The organism is Flagellimonas algarum, from assembly GCF_040513375.1.
Taxonomy (GTDB): domain Bacteria; phylum Bacteroidota; class Bacteroidia; order Flavobacteriales; family Flavobacteriaceae; genus Flagellimonas_B; species Flagellimonas_B algarum.
In genome coordinates this window covers 1,215,113-1,232,306 of the sequence record NZ_JBEVTG010000001.1, presented here as the reverse complement: position 1 = coordinate 1,232,306, position 17,194 = coordinate 1,215,113, and the positions used below count along the sequence as shown (strand labels likewise).

19 protein-coding genes are annotated in these 17,194 nt (G+C 46.4%); 7 read left to right on the top strand and 12 right to left on the bottom strand.

The window, feature by feature from the left end; translation table 11 throughout:
* Positions 1-43: 43 nt before the first annotated feature.
* Both ABV409_RS05675 and ABV409_RS05670 read right to left on the bottom strand, forming a co-directional pair.
* The gene (locus ABV409_RS05675; protein ID WP_353876576.1) at positions 44-802 is read right to left on the bottom strand and encodes a LytR/AlgR family response regulator transcription factor; all 759 of its coding nucleotides are present in this window, start codon (positions 800-802) and stop codon (positions 44-46) included.
* Positions 802-1,860: a sensor histidine kinase gene (locus tag ABV409_RS05670; RefSeq protein WP_353876575.1), complete on the bottom strand. Its 1,059-nt coding sequence runs from the start codon at positions 1,858-1,860 to the stop codon at positions 802-804. The genes ABV409_RS05675 and ABV409_RS05670 overlap by 1 nt, the downstream gene beginning before the upstream one ends.
* Positions 1,861-2,119: 259 nt before the next feature.
* Here ABV409_RS05670 and ABV409_RS05665 point away from each other — a divergent pair, with 259 nt between their 5' ends.
* Positions 2,120-4,504 (top strand): TonB-dependent receptor, encoded by a 2,385-nt coding sequence (locus ABV409_RS05665; protein WP_353876574.1) that lies wholly within the window; start codon positions 2,120-2,122, stop codon positions 4,502-4,504.
* Between the two features lie 160 nt (positions 4,505-4,664).
* Positions 4,665-5,204: a DUF1569 domain-containing protein gene (locus tag ABV409_RS05660; protein ID WP_353876573.1), complete on the top strand. Its 540-nt coding sequence runs from the start codon at positions 4,665-4,667 to the stop codon at positions 5,202-5,204.
* Positions 5,205-5,251: 47 nt separating this feature from the next.
* Here the strand turns inward: ABV409_RS05660 and rpmA are convergent, their stop codons facing one another.
* The 3 genes from rpmA to ABV409_RS05645 all read right to left on the bottom strand — a co-directional run bounded on the left by rpmA (position 5,252) and on the right by ABV409_RS05645 (position 6,627).
* Positions 5,252-5,512, bottom strand: a complete 261-nt coding sequence (gene rpmA / locus ABV409_RS05655) for a 50S ribosomal protein L27 (RefSeq protein ID WP_353876572.1) — start codon at positions 5,510-5,512, stop codon at positions 5,252-5,254.
* Between the two features lie 26 nt (positions 5,513-5,538).
* On the bottom strand, positions 5,539-6,078 hold the full coding sequence (gene rplU / locus ABV409_RS05650; RefSeq protein WP_353876571.1) for a 50S ribosomal protein L21: 540 nt from the start codon (positions 6,076-6,078) through the stop codon (positions 5,539-5,541).
* Between the two features lie 102 nt (positions 6,079-6,180).
* The gene (locus ABV409_RS05645) at positions 6,181-6,627 is read right to left on the bottom strand and encodes a DUF4199 family protein (protein WP_353876570.1); all 447 of its coding nucleotides are present in this window, start codon (positions 6,625-6,627) and stop codon (positions 6,181-6,183) included.
* Positions 6,628-6,856: 229 nt separating this feature from the next.
* On the opposite strand from ABV409_RS05645, the gene ABV409_RS05640 reads away from it, so the two are divergent.
* Both ABV409_RS05640 and ABV409_RS05635 read left to right on the top strand, forming a co-directional pair.
* Positions 6,857-7,273: a hypothetical protein gene (locus ABV409_RS05640; RefSeq protein ID WP_353876569.1), complete on the top strand. Its 417-nt coding sequence runs from the start codon at positions 6,857-6,859 to the stop codon at positions 7,271-7,273.
* A 101-nt stretch (positions 7,274-7,374) separates the two neighbouring features.
* Positions 7,375-7,788, top strand: a complete 414-nt coding sequence (locus ABV409_RS05635) for a hypothetical protein (RefSeq protein ID WP_353876568.1) — start codon at positions 7,375-7,377, stop codon at positions 7,786-7,788.
* A 2-nt stretch (positions 7,789-7,790) separates the two neighbouring features.
* On the opposite strand, the gene gldD is transcribed toward ABV409_RS05635, so the two are convergent.
* From gldD to mutY, 4 genes are read right to left on the bottom strand one after another with little or no spacing between them, the layout of a single operon-like run.
* Positions 7,791-8,354 carry a gliding motility lipoprotein GldD gene (gldD, locus tag ABV409_RS05630; protein ID WP_353876567.1) on the bottom strand — a complete coding sequence of 188 codons (564 nt, stop codon included), beginning with the start codon at positions 8,352-8,354 and terminating at the stop codon, positions 7,791-7,793.
* Positions 8,351-9,673, bottom strand: coding sequence for a gliding motility-associated protein GldE (locus ABV409_RS05625; protein WP_353876566.1), 1,323 nt, complete (start codon positions 9,671-9,673; stop codon positions 8,351-8,353). The genes gldD and ABV409_RS05625 overlap by 4 nt, the downstream gene beginning before the upstream one ends.
* A 25-nt stretch (positions 9,674-9,698) precedes the next feature.
* Positions 9,699-10,154 (bottom strand): single-stranded DNA-binding protein, encoded by a 456-nt coding sequence (locus ABV409_RS05620; protein WP_353876565.1) that lies wholly within the window; start codon positions 10,152-10,154, stop codon positions 9,699-9,701.
* A 21-nt stretch (positions 10,155-10,175) separates the two neighbouring features.
* Entirely contained in the window at positions 10,176-11,210 is a 1,035-nt protein-coding gene (mutY, locus tag ABV409_RS05615) for an A/G-specific adenine glycosylase (RefSeq protein WP_353876564.1), read from the bottom strand.
* 121 nt (positions 11,211-11,331) lie between these two features.
* Here mutY and ABV409_RS05610 point away from each other — a divergent pair, with 121 nt between their 5' ends.
* The 3 genes from ABV409_RS05610 to ABV409_RS05600 all read left to right on the top strand — a co-directional run bounded on the left by ABV409_RS05610 (position 11,332) and on the right by ABV409_RS05600 (position 13,941).
* Positions 11,332-11,622, top strand: a complete 291-nt coding sequence (locus ABV409_RS05610; RefSeq protein ID WP_353876563.1) for an HU family DNA-binding protein — start codon at positions 11,332-11,334, stop codon at positions 11,620-11,622.
* 248 nt (positions 11,623-11,870) lie between these two features.
* Positions 11,871-13,418: an Rne/Rng family ribonuclease gene (locus ABV409_RS05605; RefSeq protein WP_353876562.1), complete on the top strand. Its 1,548-nt coding sequence runs from the start codon at positions 11,871-11,873 to the stop codon at positions 13,416-13,418.
* Positions 13,419-13,515: 97 nt separating this feature from the next.
* Positions 13,516-13,941 (top strand): regulatory protein RecX, encoded by a 426-nt coding sequence (locus ABV409_RS05600; protein WP_425589992.1) that lies wholly within the window; start codon positions 13,516-13,518, stop codon positions 13,939-13,941.
* Here ABV409_RS05600 and ABV409_RS05595 read toward each other — a convergent pair.
* From ABV409_RS05595 to ABV409_RS05585, 3 genes are read right to left on the bottom strand one after another with little or no spacing between them, the layout of a single operon-like run.
* Positions 13,934-14,806 carry a cupin-like domain-containing protein gene (locus tag ABV409_RS05595; protein ID WP_353876560.1) on the bottom strand — a complete coding sequence of 291 codons (873 nt, stop codon included), beginning with the start codon at positions 14,804-14,806 and terminating at the stop codon, positions 13,934-13,936. The genes ABV409_RS05600 and ABV409_RS05595 overlap by 8 nt on opposite strands.
* Positions 14,807-14,862: 56 nt before the next feature.
* Positions 14,863-15,963, bottom strand: coding sequence for a biotin synthase BioB (gene bioB, locus ABV409_RS05590; protein WP_353876559.1), 1,101 nt, complete (start codon positions 15,961-15,963; stop codon positions 14,863-14,865).
* A gap of 60 nt (positions 15,964-16,023) precedes the next feature.
* A complete protein-coding gene (locus ABV409_RS05585; RefSeq protein ID WP_353876558.1) occupies positions 16,024-17,193 on the bottom strand; it encodes a beta-ketoacyl synthase N-terminal-like domain-containing protein in 1,170 nt (389 codons plus the stop codon).
* Position 17,194: the final 1 nt, after the last annotated feature.

Below are 17,194 nucleotides of genomic sequence, written 5' to 3'. Positions count from 1 at the left end.
AAACCGATCGAAGAAAAACCCTTGCCATTCGAGCAGGGGTTTTTTACATATCGAGCCATCGTTTGAAATTGGTCGTTCGTTCACGCGAAACGATAACCTGCTCTTCTTCTTTGGGTAGTAATCGCAGCAACAATCTGCTATTGAAATAGCTGTGTATTTCGACAACCGCTTTGACCGAAACCATGAACTTGCGATTGATCCTGAAAAAATGGATGGGATTCAGAATGTTCTCCAATTGATCAATGGTGTATTCGATCGGATAATGTTGGGCCGTATGGGTGTATAGGTAGATCAAGCCCTCATGTGATTTAAAATAGGCGATGTCATCCACATTAAAGGATTTGAACATATTGCCCACCTTGACCATAAACCGGTGTTTGTATTCTTTGTGGAACAATTGTTTCAGGTGTTCGAGGTTCTCCGTACTACCCGAACCGCTGTTTCGTAGGCTGTTCTTATGGAATTTCCCTAATGCTTTGGCCAATTCTTCCTTGACGATCGGTTTGAGCAGGTAATCCAAGCCATTGTATTTGAATCCACGAATGGCGAATTCATTATAGGCCGTGGTGAAGATGACGGGCGGATGTTCTTCCAATCCGTCCAAAATATCGAACCCATAGCCGTCATTCAATTGGATATCGAGAAAAATGAGGTCTGGGGCTTCGTTTTCATCGAACCATTTGATGCCGCTGGCCACAGAATTCAAAGCACAAATAATGTTGATTTCCGGAGCCAGTTCACTGACCAACTGTTCCAAGCGTTTGGCCGCGAATTCCTCATCTTCTACGATTACGGCCCGCATTAGGAAATCGATTTTAAGGTTGACTTCAGAACCGAAGCATCCAATAACGGAAGGATCACTTCAAACATATCGTTTTCCTCTCGTACCAATACCGGTTTGTTGGTGTAATAGGCGTAGCGCTTTTTGATGTTCGGCAGACCCATTTTAGTTGTGGGTTCGGGGCGCGATCTTTTTTGCAGGTTGTTATGGACCACCAAAGCATCGTTTTGAATGGTTCCCACCGTAATCGTCAGCGGCTTCTCCTTACTGTATTGATTGTGTTTCAAGGCATTTTCAACCAACATTTGGAGTGATAAGGTCGGTATCAGGAAATCATCTGCGTCGACTTTGATGTCACTGCGTATGATCACGGCATCCTTATGACGAACGTTCATCATGAATACATAAGAATCCAAAAAGTCGAGTTCTTTGCGTAAACTGACCAGGTCGTGTTCGCGGTTATCCAGAATATAGCGATAGGTTTTGGCCAATCGGGTCACAAAATCAGAGGCGAGATCACGATCTTGGTACATCAAGGAGGTCAAGGTGTTCAAACTGTTGAACAAGAAATGCGGACTGATTTGATTTTTCAAGGTGGCATATTGTGAAGCCATCATTTCCTTTTTCAAGTCTTCCATCTGTTTGGTCAACTCGTCTTTCTGCTTCATCGAAAAGTAAAATAGATTGATAAAGACCACTGACACACCAAGCAGCCACGCCCGGAAAATATTACCGCGAAATTCCAAAACGGGATCTTCGCATATAATCTGTAAGGTCTCTCTAAGAGGAAACAAGGCCAAATAATAGATGATAGTCGTCAAAGGGATCAATAAGGCCATGGTCTTTCCGAAAATGACCAAACTGTTCTTGAGGTTCAACCCACCGTCCCTGAGCTGTTTATGGATCAGCCAATCGTTGTATTCCCAGGTCAACATAAAGAAAAGGAAGGCGGTGACATAATAAAAGACCGTCGTCGGTTCGAATATGCTTTCAGCACCCCCTTTGCCATGTTCGACGGAAATCTTGATCAAGGCGAAAACCACATTGACCACCATCCATCGCAAGAAGAACTTACGCAAGCCTTGTTTTGTAAACCATTTTCCCATATCAACCCTAAAGGTAAGCAAGCCCTTTAAAACAGCGGATGGTCTTTAACTGTATCCGCATAAAAAGGGTTGAAATGTCGATACCAGGGTTGAACCGTGATTTCCACAGATCGCCCCTCCCAAATCAAGTTAACATCATATTCGACCTTTCAACCGCTATTTTGCCGATCGATCAACAGCGGTAAAAAATGGAAGGTGGTTATAGCCCACTTTTGGGGAAAACAACAATGTCATGAAAAAAATCCTGTGGATCCTAATCGCCCTCTGTGGGCTCTATTCGTTCTCCCAAACCGGAACTATTAAGGGTACGGTAATCGACAAACAATCGGAACAGCCCCTTGAAGGCGCCACCATTGAATTACTCAACGCCGCCACCGCGACCGGAGTCATCACCGATTTCGACGGGCGCTTTTCGATGAAGGAGGTTCCGATTGGGCGCCGAGCCATCCGGGTCAGTTATATCGGTTTTGAAAGTACCACCATACCGAACATCGAAGTCACCACTGGTAAAGACGTGTTTTTATCGATCAGTTTGCTGGAATCTTTCAACCAACTCGATGAAATCGTATTGACCAATGAGGCCGATAAAGACAGGGCCTTGAACAAATTGGCCACTGTTTCGGCCCGTCAATTCGGGCTTGAGGAAGTGGGTCGCTTTTCAGGTGGTCGAAGCGATGTCGGGCGTTTGGCCGCCAATTTTGCCGGGGTCTCGGCACCGGATGACAGTCGGAACGACATCGTCATTCGAGGAAATTCGCCCACAGGATTGTTGTGGCGATTGGAAGGGGTACCGATTCCCAGTCCGAACCACTATTCGACCTTGGGCACGACCGGTGGTCCGGTTTCGGCCCTCAACCCGAACCTCCTAAAAAATTCCGATTTCTTGACCTCCGCTTTTCCGGCTGAATACGGAAACGCCGTTGGGGGGGTCTTTGATCTGGGTTTTAGAAAAGGGAATATCGATGACTACGAATACACCTTACAAACCGGGATATTCACCGGGGTGGAAGCCATGGCGGAAGGTCCGATGGGAAACAACAAGGGTTCATTCCTCGTAGCCGCTAGGTACTCCTTAGTAGGTTTGCTCGGGGTCGGGGCCGGCGGAACCGCGGCCACACCAAACTACAACGATATCAGTTTCAACCTCGATTTTGGAAAAATAAATAAAGGGAACCTATCCATATTCGGTATCATAGGAAACTCGGATATCGAATTCCTGGGTGATGATATCGATGAAGACGACCTTTTTGCAGCAGAAGACGAGAATACCTTTGTCGAATCGCGATTCGGGGTCATCGGGTTGAAGTACAATTGGCGCATTGACGACAACTCCTTCCTGCGGACGATACTCTCGGGATCTTATTCCGGCAATGACTTCAAAGCCGACCGCTTTATCGATAAGGATAGTCCCCAAGAGCGGGTTATACGCTATACGGAAGCCGACAATACCGAGGTGCGGTTTACCCTTTCGACCCTGTACAATACCAAGTTGAACAATAAATTCAGTTTAAGGGCCGGGCTGTTGATCGAAAACTTCAATGTACAAAGTCTCCTCCTCGACCGTAATGAACAGGCCGACGGTGATGGCGATGGCGATCCAGACCTGATTACCTTCAGGGACATTGATGAAAACCTCAACATCTTGCAACCCTATGTTCAAGGTCAATGGAGATTGACCGAAGACCTGACCCTGAACGCCGGGCTGCATTCGCAATACAGCACCCTGAACAAGCAATTCGCTTTGGGGCCCCGAGCGGCCTTAAATTATAATGTCGCACCGAACCATACCTTGAATTTCGGGTACGGACTGCACTATCAGACCATTCCTTTACCCTTATTGCTGTTGAATGAAAATGTCAACGGAAGCTTGCAACAGACCAACCGCGACCTTGATTTCGTCGAAAGCAGCCATTATGTATTAGGATATGATGTCAAATTGGGCAATTCATGGCGGGGTAAAGTCGAAGTGTATCGACAAGACATCGAAAAAGCGGCGGTAGAACCCTTCGCATCGAGCTATTCTACTTTGACCGAAGGGGCGAATTTCATTTTCGACAATGACCGTGTTTCACTGGTAAATGAAGGTACGGGCTATAACCAAGGCATCGAGTTGACGCTTGAGAAATTCTTCAGTGATGGCTATTACGGGCTATTGACCAGTTCGTTTTTCGAAAGCAAATACGAAGGAAGCGACGGAATCGAACGCAACACCCCTTTCAACAATGGGTATGTCGTCAATCTTTTAGCAGGTAAAGAGTTTAAAACCGGGGCCTCGGGCAAAAATGTCTGGTTCGTAGATACCCGGGTGACCACTTCAGGTGGGCGCTATTTCACACCGGTGGATCTGGCCGCTTCACAACAGGTCGGTTTTGAAGTCTTACAAGAAGACCTGGCCTTCAGTGAGCAGTATGACGCCTACTTTAGATGGGATGTGAAATTCGGATTGAAAATCAACAGCCGGAACAAAAAAAGATCACACCAATTCTATTTCGATTTCCAAAACGTAACGGCGAACGAGAACGTATTCGTTCGAAGGTACAACAGATTGACCAATGAGATCGATCAAGTCGACCAAATCGGGTTTTTTCCTGATTTCGGATATAAATTCCAATTTTAAGCGTAGCGAAAACACTGACGATGAAACCAAAAAAGGAAACTACCTTTGAACGGGATGCCACCGGGCGAACCAAGCGGCCAAGGGCGGTTTCCTTTACGCTCAAAAAGCCAAAAACGACCGGCCCGGCCTTTTTCTGGTGGGGTTGGAAAACCACATAATCATGAAAAAAGCAGCAATCACCATCCTTGTACTCCTAGCGATCGTCTTGATCGCCGTCCGTATCAATAACCGAGAGACGGAGAAAGACTTCCTTGTTTCCCAATTGGCCGAAGTAGAAGCCCTTTTCGACCATCGTAAAACGGCCAATCTTTCGGTTTCACAAGCCAATGTCGAGTGGCATTTGGATCACACGCTTAAAACCATCAATCGCATATCCAGTGCGCTTATTGCGTCGGATCCGGAACGTTACCAATCCAAATTCAACATGCAACGCGTCTTTGTGCATACCACAGGGCATATTCCTAGGGGAGCGGCACAGTCGCCGGCGAACGTTCGACCCCCTGAACAGATCGAATTGGACAGTCTACATGCCCAATTGGAATTGGCACGGACCAATTTATCGCTGATCCATAACCTAACGGAAAAGGCGTATTTCGAGCATCCGGTATTCGATCATCTGGATCGTGACCAAACCCGGCGCTTTCTAGAAGTGCATACCAACCATCACTTGAAGATCATCAAAGACATCATGGCGAAATAAAAAAGCCCGGCATTAGCCGGGCTTTTTCAACTCTTATGTCATCGTCTCTACGCTTCGAAAGGTTCGATGGAAACGAATGACTTTCCACCCGTTTTCTTTTCGAATTTGACGATGCCATCTACCTTGGCATGCAACGTATGGTCTTTCGCCGCGTATACATTGTCACCTGGGTTGTGCTTTGTTCCTCGTTGACGAACGATGATGTTACCGGCGATTGCCGCTTGGCCTCCGAAAATCTTAACGCCCAAGCGTTTCGATTCCGACTCCCTACCATTCTTAGAACTACCTACACCTTTTTTGTGTGCCATGATATTTTCTTTTTAGTTCGTATTTCTTATTTGTTCAACGCTTCGATCAATTCGGCTTTCTTCATGGAAGAAATTCCGGAGATCCCTGCGGCTTTTGCCAATTCCTTAAGTTCGGCTACGGTTTTCTTGCTCAAATCTTCGGTCGCTTTCGGGGCGGCCGCCTTCTTTGGAGCTGCTTTCTTTTCGACAGGTGCCGCTTTGGCTTCAGCAGGTTTCTCTGCCTTGGCTTTTGCAGGAGCCGCTTTTTTGGCGCCTTTGGCAACGATTCCTTCAACAACGATTTCCGTCAAATACTGGCGGTGACCGTTCTTTTTACGATAGCCTTTACGTCTTTTCTTTTTGAAGACGATGACCTTATCGCCTTTCAGATGCTTGACGACCTTGGCCTCTACGGCCGCGCCGTCTATGACCGGGGCGCCAACGGTTACGTTCTTACCATCATCCAAAAGAAGGACTTTGTCGAATGTGACTTTCTTACCTTCCTCGGTCTGCAAACGGTGAACGTACACTTTTTGGTCTTTCGCAACTTTGAATTGCTGCCCTGCCATCTCTACAATTGCGTACATAATGCGTTAACTTGATTAATATTGATTCTATTTTCGCAAATAGCGGGTGCAAATATAGCGCTAAATCCTTAATCTACAAGCTGTAATTGGCAATCAGAGCAATTATTTTTTCAGATTATTGGAGGTTTTGAACAATTGCATGAACGATAGGGTCAGCACAAGGGTGGTCGCAAAGCCCATGATCGCGACGGTGAAAAAGACGATTCCCTTGAAATTCGTGTAATCCTTTGACCAAACCGCTGAAAGTTCATCCAGGAAAACAGGGTTCAGTTCGGTGGAATACAGCGCGAAAAAGATGGTGAACAAAATCGTCGCGACAACACCAGTAGTCATTCCGGCTTTAAACGCACTGCCATAGTTAAAAGCTTCCCCTTCCCTTAACTTGGTCACCTTGAGGGTCTCGAAAATAGCGAAACCGGTGATTACCCCATTAAAAAGGCTGAAAAAGATGTTGGTATGTTTCCCCAGTAAGGATAAAATCAAGAAGTAGGCCACTAGGCAACCACTGGCCACGATTCCAAAACGGATGGGTAAGCTCAAATTTTTCATGATCCTTGTTTTCGGTTGGACTTTTAATTTACATAATTTCTGTGTAAGACCCAAGTGAAGCCCAAGCTAACCCATTGAAAATGCGCAATTTCACATCCGGATAGCGCCATACCTTGTCAGGCCGGTCAAAGCCGCATCGGGTTTTCTTGGAATCAGCTTCAAGGCTTAACATAGCAAAGGGTGATCGTTCACCAAGCCTTTCTTATTTTTGCCCACTAAACGAGGTTTTATGAAACGAATTCTGGCGGTGCTATCGTTATTCACATTAATGGTAGCCTGCAAACAAGCGAAGACCGAACCGGATACCCCTTCAAAAATGGAAGAGGTTATGGCCATTCACGATGAAGTAATGCCAAAAATGGGGACCCTTGGAAAATTGGTCGCGGAACTCAAGGAAAAAGTGGATACTACAGCCTCTGGCAAAGCCCATGAAGCGGCAATGAAGGAACTTCAGGCGGCCAATGAATCCATGATGGATTGGATGCAAGGATTTGGAAACCGTTTCGATTCCGATGAGATCTTGAACGGCAAAACGCTTACCGCGCAAAAACAAGAATGGCTCCTTGAAGAGGAGGCCAAAGTGAAAGCCCTGCGGGAAGAAATCAACACCAGTATCGCCAGGGCACAACAGCTGTTAAGTGAATAACCCCAAACAAGGACCCGAAAAACCGTTGAACCACGAAAACGCCTATTAATCGATCACTATTTCACGGTCTTGGGGCCGTTAGTATCTTGCAAAAAAAATTCATGAAAAAACTGCTATCCTTCTTCATTTTTCTAGCCGCCATTTCGAGTGGATATGGCCAGGAAGCTTCTACTGAAACCACCCAAATGGAACGGGTAATGAAAGTTCACGACGACTTAATGGCCGAGGATATGGGGACGATGGTGCGTTTGATCGGGCAATTGCAGACCAAATCGAAAGCTGGTGGCGATACCCAAAAATACGATCGGGCGGTCACCGATTTGAAATTGGCCAATAAAGCCATGGCAGATTGGATGCAAGGGTTCGGTTCACGCTTCACCGCAGACGAAATGATGAAAGGAAAAGCACTGAGCGGACAAAAGCAGCGGTGGTTGACTGAAGAAGAGAATAAGCTGAACAAACTGAAATCGCAAATCGATAGCAGTATCGCATCGGCTAAAGCGATCCTTCAATAGGATCAATCGTTCGCTTGCCACTGCAAGCTTTCCATTATCCTACGGATATCACGTTGTAAATAAATGGCCGCCGGATAAACGGAGTCGTAATTGGGCTTCGCATAAAAATAAAGCGAACCCGTTACGAAATGTGATACACTATCGGTGACATAAAATTGAGACTGTGACGCCGCATTACCACTGACTTCATAGAACATGCCGTACACCTGGCCCTCGTCGTTGATAAAGGGCTGTTCGATAATGTTGTCGGCCTTTACCACATGTTCATAAGATAGTTTTTGGGCATCGGTCAGTAATTTGTCCAAATTCCCCGTAACCGGTTTGTAAGTAACGTAAATGGATCCCTTCATTTGCGGATAATCCAAGACCATCGCACAATTTTCTTCTTGGGTCAAGCCGGCAGCCCGGTTTTTATCGAAATCGAAAGGACAGTCCGATCCATAGCGCTCGAAATGGGCTTCCGGGAACTCGAGACGCAACATCGCCTTGGGCTTGGGCAAGGGGGTTTCCTTACAGCCAAAACAGCATATGAGCAACACGATGGGCATTAGGTGTCTTGATTTCATTTGGGCAGGGTAACTTTTATTTGTTTCAATCGTTTTTTATCAAGGCTCTCGACTACGAATTGGTAATTTCCGAACCGGACGTTCTCGCCGCGCTTGGGAAAGCTTCCGGAAATCTCCAATACGAACCCGGCAATGGTCTCCGATTCACCTTTTCGATCTTCAAAGGCATCTTCATCGGCGATTTTCACCACCCGATAAAAATCCTTCAAAGTCGTTTTCCCCTCAAACACATAGGTGTATTCGTCAAGTTTCGAGAAGACCAGGTCCTCGTCGTCGAATTCGTCGCTGATATCACCCACAATTTCCTCTATGATGTCTTCGAGGGTGACGATACCCGAGGTACCCCCATATTCATCGACCACGATCGCCAGATGCTTTTTCTGCTCTTGGAACTCCAAAAGAAGGTCATCCAACTTTTTGTTTTCAGGAACGAAATACGGTTCGCGCATCAGGCTGGTCCAATCAAAGACCTTGCGTTCGAGATAGGGCAATAAATCCTTAACATAGAGCACCCCGGAAACATTGTCCATATGTTCCGAAAATACCGGAATCCGTGAAAACCCGTTCTTTTTGATCTCTTCCATCACCTCGGGGAATTTCATTTCCTCATTTAGGGCGAAGATATCAATACGCGGGCGCATGACCTGTTTGGTATCCGTATTCCCGAAGGTTACGATACCTTCAAGGATCTTCTGTTCTTCTTTAGTGGTATCGCCTTCGGAGGTCAACTCCAAGGCTTGGGATAATTGATCAACGCTCAAATTCGATTTTTCCCTACCCAATTTCTCGTGCAAATACCCCATGGCCCCGTGCATTGGGATGCTCAAAGGAGCAAAGACCACGTTTAAAATACGTAACGGAGTAGCCATAAAACTGGAAAATACCTTCCGATTCCGGTTCGCGTAGATCTTTGGAAGGATTTCCCCAAACATCAGGATCAAGAAGGTGGCGACCACTACTTCAAGCAGGAAGCGGAGCGATAGGGTCCCGAACAACAACTGATCGATCGCCGAAAACCAATAGTCTCCGATATCACTGAACAACAAGACCACTCCGATATTAATGGCGTTGTTGGCGATGAGGATCGTAGCAAGGAGCTTCTTTGGCTTTTTGAGAAGATCGACGATGAGTTTCCCGCGGGCACTGCCTTCTTCCTCCAACTCATTCAAATCAGTCTGCGAAAGACCGAATAAGGCGACCTCAGCCCCGGATATCAAGGCCGAACCCGTAAGAAGAAGCACCAATACGACTACCTTAGCCGTCAACATCCCGCTAAGGGCCAACGAAAAATAAAGGAAACAACTGGGGTCAGGGTCCAATGCCGCTTGATTTTAATTAGCTGGTTCAGAATGGCAAATCGTCATCCTGTTCGGTTTCAGCAACCGATGGTTCCCCACCTGATGGGGCTTGGGGCATGGTCGGCGCAGCTGATGGGCCGGCATTCGTTGGGGCCATGCTCTCATTTTTGGTCGTCAAAAAGGTAAAATCCTGTACATGTACTTCGGTGGTATATCGGGTATTGCCGTCTTCGCCTTGCCATTGCCGGTTTTTCAACCGTCCTTCTACATATACCTTATCACCCTTTTTCAAGTATTTCTCACAAATTTCAGCGGCCTTATTGCGCACCACCACATTATGCCAATCGGTATTGGTCACCTTCTCACCGGTTTGCTTATTGGTATAGGTCTCATTGGTTGCCAAAGGGAACCTTCCTACGCATCCGCCTCCTTCAAAATAATGTACTTTGACCTCATCGCCCAAATGGCCGATGAGCATCACTTTGTTCAATGTTCCGCTCATAATCTTATTTAGGCAAAAGTACTAAAATTTAACGCTTTGGATAAAGTCGGCGATCAAAACCGGGACCGGAAATCCATTTAACGCTTCCCATGCAATACCATCCGGCAATGGGTTATCGACATCGACGATCCAAAACTTGGTGACCAGATGCTGGTGGGAGAGTTTATGCACGATCGGCTTCTCATTGAACAAGCTGATCCGTGTTCCTTTTTTAGGGATTTCGATGGGCAAACCGCTACTGTGTCCGATTTCGGATAACTCCCCGGTCGATTCCAACAGCGGAAACTGGTACAAATGTTGCCAAATCCCTTTTTCGGTTCTCCTTTCGAGCAAGGTCTTGCCCAGCGGATCCCGAAAGACCAGGTAGTTGAAATAGCGTTTCTTAACAGCCGTCTTCCGTATTTTCACCGGCAACTCCCCAACCTGGCTTTTCCCATGGGCCATGCAACCCGGCTGTAGGGGGCAGCAGTCGCAATCGGGATTTCTTGGGGCGCATTGTATGGCACCGAATTCCATTATCCCCTGATTGTAATCGCGAATGTCGTCAGCGGCCATGACGGTGCGTGCCAATTCTTTGAAATAGGTGGCCCCTTTTGATGAATTGATCGCCAAATCGACACCGAAATACCGCGCCAAAACGCGATAAACATTGCCATCGACCACGGGTTCGGGCAAATCGAAACAGATGCTCGCAATAGCGCTGGCCGTATAATCGCCCACTCCTTTTAGTCGAACGAGCCCGTCATAGGTTTCCGGAAATCGTCCTTGGTATTCGGATACGACGGTTTTGGCGGTAGCATGCATGTTACGGGCCCTTGAATAATATCCCAACCCTTGCCAAAGTTTCAAGACCTCTTCTTCTCTGGCGGCTGCCAAATCGTGTACCGTCGGATAGGCCGCAATGAACTTTTCGTAATAGGGCATTCCTTGGGCCACCCTGGTCTGTTGCAACATGACTTCGGAAAGCCATATCCGATAAGGTTCGCGGGAGGCTCGCCAAGGCAAATCACGCTTGTTCTTAGCGTACCAATTCAAAATAATTTCGGAAAAAACCATGCGCGAAAATACTAACCGATCGAAGACGCAGTTTATATACTTAAAATTTAGAGGTTTAAGCTAAAGAATGATATAAATTTATATATTTGCAAGCCTAAAAAAAACGAAAATTAAACATAAAATGACGAAAGCGGATATTGTATCTAGAATCTCAGAAAAGCTGGGTATTGAAAAGGGAGATGTGCAAGCAACGGTAGAATCTTTCATGGAAGAGGTAAAAGCATCTTTGGAAAATGGCGACAATGTTTATTTGAGAGGTTTTGGCAGCTTTATCATCAAAACAAGAGCTGAAAAGACAGGAAGGAATATTTCGAAAAATACGACCATCAAGATTCCTGCGCACAATATTCCTGCATTTAAACCTGCAAAGGTTTTTGTAGAAGGAGTGAAAAGCAACGTTCAGGTAAAATAATAACCAAACAAAAAAGCCAAGCTATATGCCGAGTGGAAAAAAGAGAAAAAGACATAAGGTAGCGACACACAAGCGCAAGAAGCGCAGAAGAGCTAACCGACACAAGAAAAAGTAGTTGTAACAACTACTTTTTCATTTTAACACGTTCTTTGACATACCAGGTTCACAAGTATTCAAATCCAATCGGTTTTAACAACCGGTTCCATATTGTTTAATCCATCCGCGGTAAGCGGATAAAAATCGAAAAGGTGAATAGAGAATTAATCGTAAGATCAAGTTCTGATGCCGTCGATTTTGCCTTACTAAAAGATGGAAAACTCATAGAGCTCCATAAAGAAGAAGACAACAACAGTTTTTCAGTAGGCGATATTTTCCTCGCCAAGATCAGAAAACCTGTTACCGGCCTAAATGCAGCCTTCGTAAACGTAGGTTATGAGAAAGATGCCTTTCTGCATTATCATGACCTTGGCCCACAATTAGCTTCGATGTTGAAATTCATCAAGAGAGCCAGAACGGGAAAAATGAAAGACTTTTCCCTTAGAGCTTTTCCATTTGAAAAAGATATAGATAAGAATGGCAGTATTAACGATGTCATTAAATCCAATCAATCCTTATTGGTACAAATTGTAAAAGAACCCATTTCGACCAAAGGTCCGAGAATCAGTTCCGAGCTTTCGATAGCCGGCCGATACTTGGTCATGGTCCCTTTTTCAGACCGTGTCTCCGTTTCACAGAAAATCGGGAGCAAGGAAGAAAAAGATCGACTTAAAAGGCTTGTTACCAGTATCAAGCCAAAAGGTTTCGGGGTCATTATACGTACCGTCGCAGAAGGCAAAAAAGTCGCAGAACTCGACAAAGATCTACAAAACTTGTATGACAAGTGGATCGCAATGTGCAAGTCACTACACAAGGCCGAACATCCATCCAAAGTATTGGTAGAGCTCAACAGGGCATCTTCCATTCTCCGTGATGTCTTCAACGATTCCTTTACCGGAATCCATGTTGATGATGAGGCCCTTTATGAAAACATCAAGGACTATCTGCACGAAATCGCGCCACACAAAGAATCCATCGTCAAGCAGTACACCGGATCAGCCCCTATCTATGAAAAATTCGGGATAGAACGGCAGATCAAAACATCATTTGGCAGAACCGCCTCAATGAGCAAAGGGGCCTATTTGGTCATCGAGCACACAGAGGCGTTGCACGTCATCGATGTCAACAGTGGTAACCGATCGAACAAGGCGAAAAACCAAGAAGACACGGCATTGGAAGTCAATATGCTCGCTGCTTCTGAAATCGCCAGACAACTTCGATTGCGTGACATGGGAGGAATCATCGTTATCGATTTCATAGACATGACCAAAGGGGAACATCGAAGAAGGCTCTTCGACCACCTTCGGGATGAGATGAAAGACGATCGTGCGAAACACAAGATCCTACCACCAAGTAAATTCGGATTGGTACAGATTACCCGACAACGGGTAAGGCCCGAAATGAACATCAAGACCAGCGAGAAAAACCCGAATGGCAGTGGCCAAGAGGTTGAAGCGCCCATCGTCTTGATCGATAAGATCAATGCCGATCTAGAACGGATTTTAAAAAATCCTAAAAACAAAAAAGGCATTGTTTTGAACATCCATCCATTTATCGCGGCCTATCTGACCAAAGGGTTCAGATCCATCCGTTACCAATGGTTTTTAGAACATAAGGTTTGGATTAAAATCCAACCACGTGACGCCTATACGTATCTTGAATATCGATTCAAGGATAAGTCGGGCAAAGTTTTGAGATAAGAAAAGCGACTCCATATTTGGGGTCGCTTTTTTGTTTTATATACATTTGGACATGCACCCGACCAAGTTCCATTCCGTTCAAGAAGCAACCCGAAAAATGGAACGTTACTGTGCGTATCAAGAGCGTTGCCATAAAGAGGTGGTGCAAAAGCTCAAGGACATGCGCATGATACCCCGAGCCATCGATCAAATCATCACCCACCTTATCGAGGCGAATTTCCTCAATGAGGAGCGTTTCGCCAAAAGCTTCGCCCGCGGCAAGTTCAATCAAAAAAAATGGGGCAAGACCCGCATCGTTCGCGAATTGCGCATGCGCGAAATCTCGCGGTTCAATATCAACTCGGCACTTGCCGAAATCACCGATGAGGCCTATCATGCGACTTTCGACGAATTGGCCGAAAAAAAAGCAGCGCAGATCGAAGCCACCGATTTGATGAAAAAAAGAAAAAAATTAGCCGATTATCTCTTATATCGGGGTTGGGAAAGCGATTTAGTTTACCAAAAGGTATACGAACTCACTTGATGCCGTTCAAATGCCCGTTGGTATATTGAAGGGCCCGCTCATTTTTACGGTCGATCCAGGCTTGGCCTTTCCACCTGCGCATGAGATTGTCGAAATGCCGCATGACGAAGATGTTGTACAGTGCTTTGCCCAAGTTTTTGGGCTTTCGGGCAATGGCCCGTAAACTCATCGAAAAACCTGGGGTGACATAACGCATATAATGCCAATAGCCCTCTGGGATATAAATCACGTTACCGTGCTCCAGATCGGCGACATGACCTTTCGCCATTTTCAAAGCTGGCCATTTCTGGAAATCAGGATCACTGAAATCGATATCTTCCCGAGTAATCAAGGAATGCGGAACCTTATATAAATACTTGGTCTCGGATTGCGAAAAAAGGATGCATTGTTTCTTGCCTTCGAAATGGAAATGGAAAATATTGGCCAAATCAATATCGTAATGCATGAAGGTATACGAATCGGTACCCCCGAAAAAAAGCATGGGCAGCCCTTTCATCAACCGCAATCCGAAATCAGGGTACGTGAAATCCTTTTGGAGTATCGGTACTTCTTTAAGCACGTTCCATAAAAAAATCCTGAATTTGGTTGGTTCCCTTTTCAAAAGATCCACGTAATCGGCCATTCGCATTTTCGCATGAGGTTCATTGAACCCTTCGTCATGGCGTACCGGGCGATCATCATAAAGGGGTACTTCCTTATCACCGGCTACTGATTTGATATAGTCGAGGTTCCATTTCTCGAAAGCCGGCCAATCTTCGATAAACCGCTCAATGACCACCGGTCGTTGCGGTTTGAAGTAATCTCGGATAAAGGCTTCCTTGGTCAGGGTGCTTACCCGCGGAATTTCTTGAAGGTTAAGTCCCAAAATCGAATTTGTTTCAAGCAAGCTAAGTTAGCAAAAGCTTCGTAAACCGTAAGAATTTACCCCTTTCGGACCAACTTGGCCTTTGATTTGGCCAGTTCGTTTCGTTCGATCTGGTGTTCGGGCCGTGACCATTTGGGCTTCTCACCTTGGCTTTCCAATTGCGAATCGGAAGCCTCAACTGTGACTGGTTGGGGAGCTTTTTCAAAAGGTTGCTGCGGATTAAGCCCCAAGGTCTTGAACATGGCCATATCCTCATTCACATCAGGGTTGGGTGTGGTCAACAATTTATCGCCTGCGAAAATCGAGTTGGCCCCGGCAAAAAAGCACATGGCTTGGCCCTCGCGGCTCATGCTGGTTCGACCGGCCGACAAGCGTACCTGGGTTTTTGGCATGACGATCCTGGTCGTGGCAACCATGCGGATCATTTCCCAAATCCCAACCGGCTGTTCCTCTTCCATAGGCGTGCCTTCGACCGCTACCAAAGCATTGATCGGTACCGACTCGGGTTGCGGATCCAAAGTGGCCAAAGCGACCAACATCCCTGCCCTATCAGCGATTGCTTCACCCATACCGATGATACCACCACTACAAACGGTAACATTGGTTTTTCGAACATTTTCAATAGTTTCCAAACGGTCTTCGTACCCACGGGTAGAAATGACTTCTTTGTAATACTCTTCCGAAGTATCCAGGTTATGGTTATAGGCATACAATCCTGCTTCGGCCAGACGCTTTGCTTGGTTTTCAGTGACCATGCCCAAAGTACAACACACCTCCATATCCAATTTGTTGATGGTCCGGACCATCTCCAAGACTTGATCGAATTCAGGTCCGTCTTTCACATTTCGCCAAGCGGCTCCCATACAGACCCTTGAACTTCCGGAAGCTTTCGCACGTAATGCTTGGGCCTTAACTTGTTGTACCGACATCAGATCATTGCCTTCGATATCGGTATGGTATCTTGCAGCCTGTGGGCAATAGCCACAATCTTCAGGACAGCCCCCGGTCTTGATCGACAACAAGGTAGAAACTTGCACCGTATTCGGATCATGGTATGCCCGATGCACGGTAGCCGCTTCATACAGCAGTTCCATCAAAGGCTTGTTGTAAATCTCGAGAATTTCTTCCTTGGTCCAGTTGTGTCGTGTCTCAATCATGGTTCAAAAATAGGTGAATTCGCGTTGAATCCCCAAGGGATCTTTCTTTTTGAAAGCATCTTAGCCAATGCCCGGTCGTTCGAGTACGATACTTACGGCATTTCCCCCAAAACCGACGGCATTGACCATCACCCTATCCACAGGGCCCGTATATGGTTCTGAAGTCACGAAGGGTACGGGAACCGCCTTTTGGTTCCGCAACATCAAAACGGCCAGTTCGACGCTGAGCATACCGGAGGCTCCGAAGGTATGGCCTATCTTCCATTTGTTGGTAGTCAACATAGGCTGTCGCTTTCCAAAGACCTTTTGAATGGCCGCTACTTCAGATCGATCACCTTTGATCGTTCCTGGGGCATGCATCACCACCATATCGATAGCATCGGTTTCCATGGAACCCAAAGCCATTCGCATCGCATCCTGAAAACACTTCGCATCGCTTGACAAGGATACACTGTGCTGTAAAGGTTCGGTGGCATAGCCCATACCCACGATAGTAGCTATGGCCCAGGGTCGTTGCCCCTTTTCCAAACAAGCTACGGCAGCCCCTTCACCCAATACCATGGTATTCGTTGGTTTATCTAGCTGTAATGCTTCACAAGGATAGTCATGGTCTCCTTCAGCATAGATCTTCAAGGCCCGCATTTGGGCAATGGTAAAAGGCGTAATCGAAGCCTCGCTGCCCCCGACAAGGAATTTGTCGGCAAGCCCACTTTGTAACCAAGCTACTCCATTGATCAAGGCATGTAACGCTGTTGAACAGGTAATCGAATGGGAAATGGTCGGCCCACCCGATTTTAGATCATGTGCCACCCAAGAGGCTATATTCCCTAAGGTCGTTGTCGGCGAACTCAAGGTCGGTGTCTTCCCCGACTTCAAGAACTCTCCATGATAGGTTTCGAACAAGGAAGTCGCCCCTCGAGAAGAACCGATGTTGATTCCGAAGTCGGCTCCGGCTTCCCATCCGGCTTCGGCTACTGCCCTTCGCGAGGCATGTATCGCAAAAAGGACGGAATCATCCAATTTGGCATATTGGTTTGAGGTTTCTCGAAGTTTAGCTACCTCGGCCCTGAGCTGTCCATCAAGAACCGCTGCCCAAAACGAATGCTTACCGATCGATGTTTTCGAAATGCGATGTCGCTGATCGCAATAGGCCTCCCATATAGCCTTGGGATCCATCCCCAAAGGGGAGATCGAAGCAAGCGAAGTCAATGATATCGGACTATTCAACATG

What these genes read in the sequence shown, in the direction of transcription:
- ABV409_RS05620 (WP_353876565.1), bottom strand. Translation starts at nt 10,154, where the DNA reads ATGAGCGGAACATTGAACAAAGTGATGCTCATCGGCCATTTGGGCGAT.
- rplU (WP_353876571.1), bottom strand. Translation starts at nt 6,078, where the DNA reads ATGTACGCAATTGTAGAGATGGCAGGGCAGCAATTCAAAGTTGCGAAA.
- ABV409_RS05610 (WP_353876563.1), top strand. Translation starts at nt 11,332, where the DNA reads ATGACGAAAGCGGATATTGTATCTAGAATCTCAGAAAAGCTGGGTATT.
- mutY (WP_353876564.1), bottom strand. Translation starts at nt 11,210, where the DNA reads ATGGTTTTTTCCGAAATTATTTTGAATTGGTACGCTAAGAACAAGCGT.
- ABV409_RS05665 (WP_353876574.1), top strand. Translation starts at nt 2,120, where the DNA reads ATGAAAAAAATCCTGTGGATCCTAATCGCCCTCTGTGGGCTCTATTCG.
- gldD (WP_353876567.1), bottom strand. Translation starts at nt 8,354, where the DNA reads ATGAAATCAAGACACCTAATGCCCATCGTGTTGCTCATATGCTGTTTT.
- ABV409_RS05585 (WP_353876558.1), bottom strand. Translation starts at nt 17,193, where the DNA reads ATGTTGAATAGTCCGATATCATTGACTTCGCTTGCTTCGATCTCCCCT.
- ABV409_RS05660 (WP_353876573.1), top strand. Translation starts at nt 4,665, where the DNA reads ATGAAAAAAGCAGCAATCACCATCCTTGTACTCCTAGCGATCGTCTTG.
- ABV409_RS05600 (WP_425589992.1), top strand. Translation starts at nt 13,516, where the DNA reads ATGGAACGTTACTGTGCGTATCAAGAGCGTTGCCATAAAGAGGTGGTG.
- bioB (WP_353876559.1), bottom strand. Translation starts at nt 15,963, where the DNA reads ATGATTGAGACACGACACAACTGGACCAAGGAAGAAATTCTCGAGATT.
- ABV409_RS05675 (WP_353876576.1), bottom strand. Translation starts at nt 802, where the DNA reads ATGCGGGCCGTAATCGTAGAAGATGAGGAATTCGCGGCCAAACGCTTG.
- rpmA (WP_353876572.1), bottom strand. Translation starts at nt 5,512, where the DNA reads ATGGCACACAAAAAAGGTGTAGGTAGTTCTAAGAATGGTAGGGAGTCG.
- ABV409_RS05645 (WP_353876570.1), bottom strand. Translation starts at nt 6,627, where the DNA reads ATGAAAAATTTGAGCTTACCCATCCGTTTTGGAATCGTGGCCAGTGGT.
- ABV409_RS05635 (WP_353876568.1), top strand. Translation starts at nt 7,375, where the DNA reads ATGAAAAAACTGCTATCCTTCTTCATTTTTCTAGCCGCCATTTCGAGT.
- ABV409_RS05640 (WP_353876569.1), top strand. Translation starts at nt 6,857, where the DNA reads ATGAAACGAATTCTGGCGGTGCTATCGTTATTCACATTAATGGTAGCC.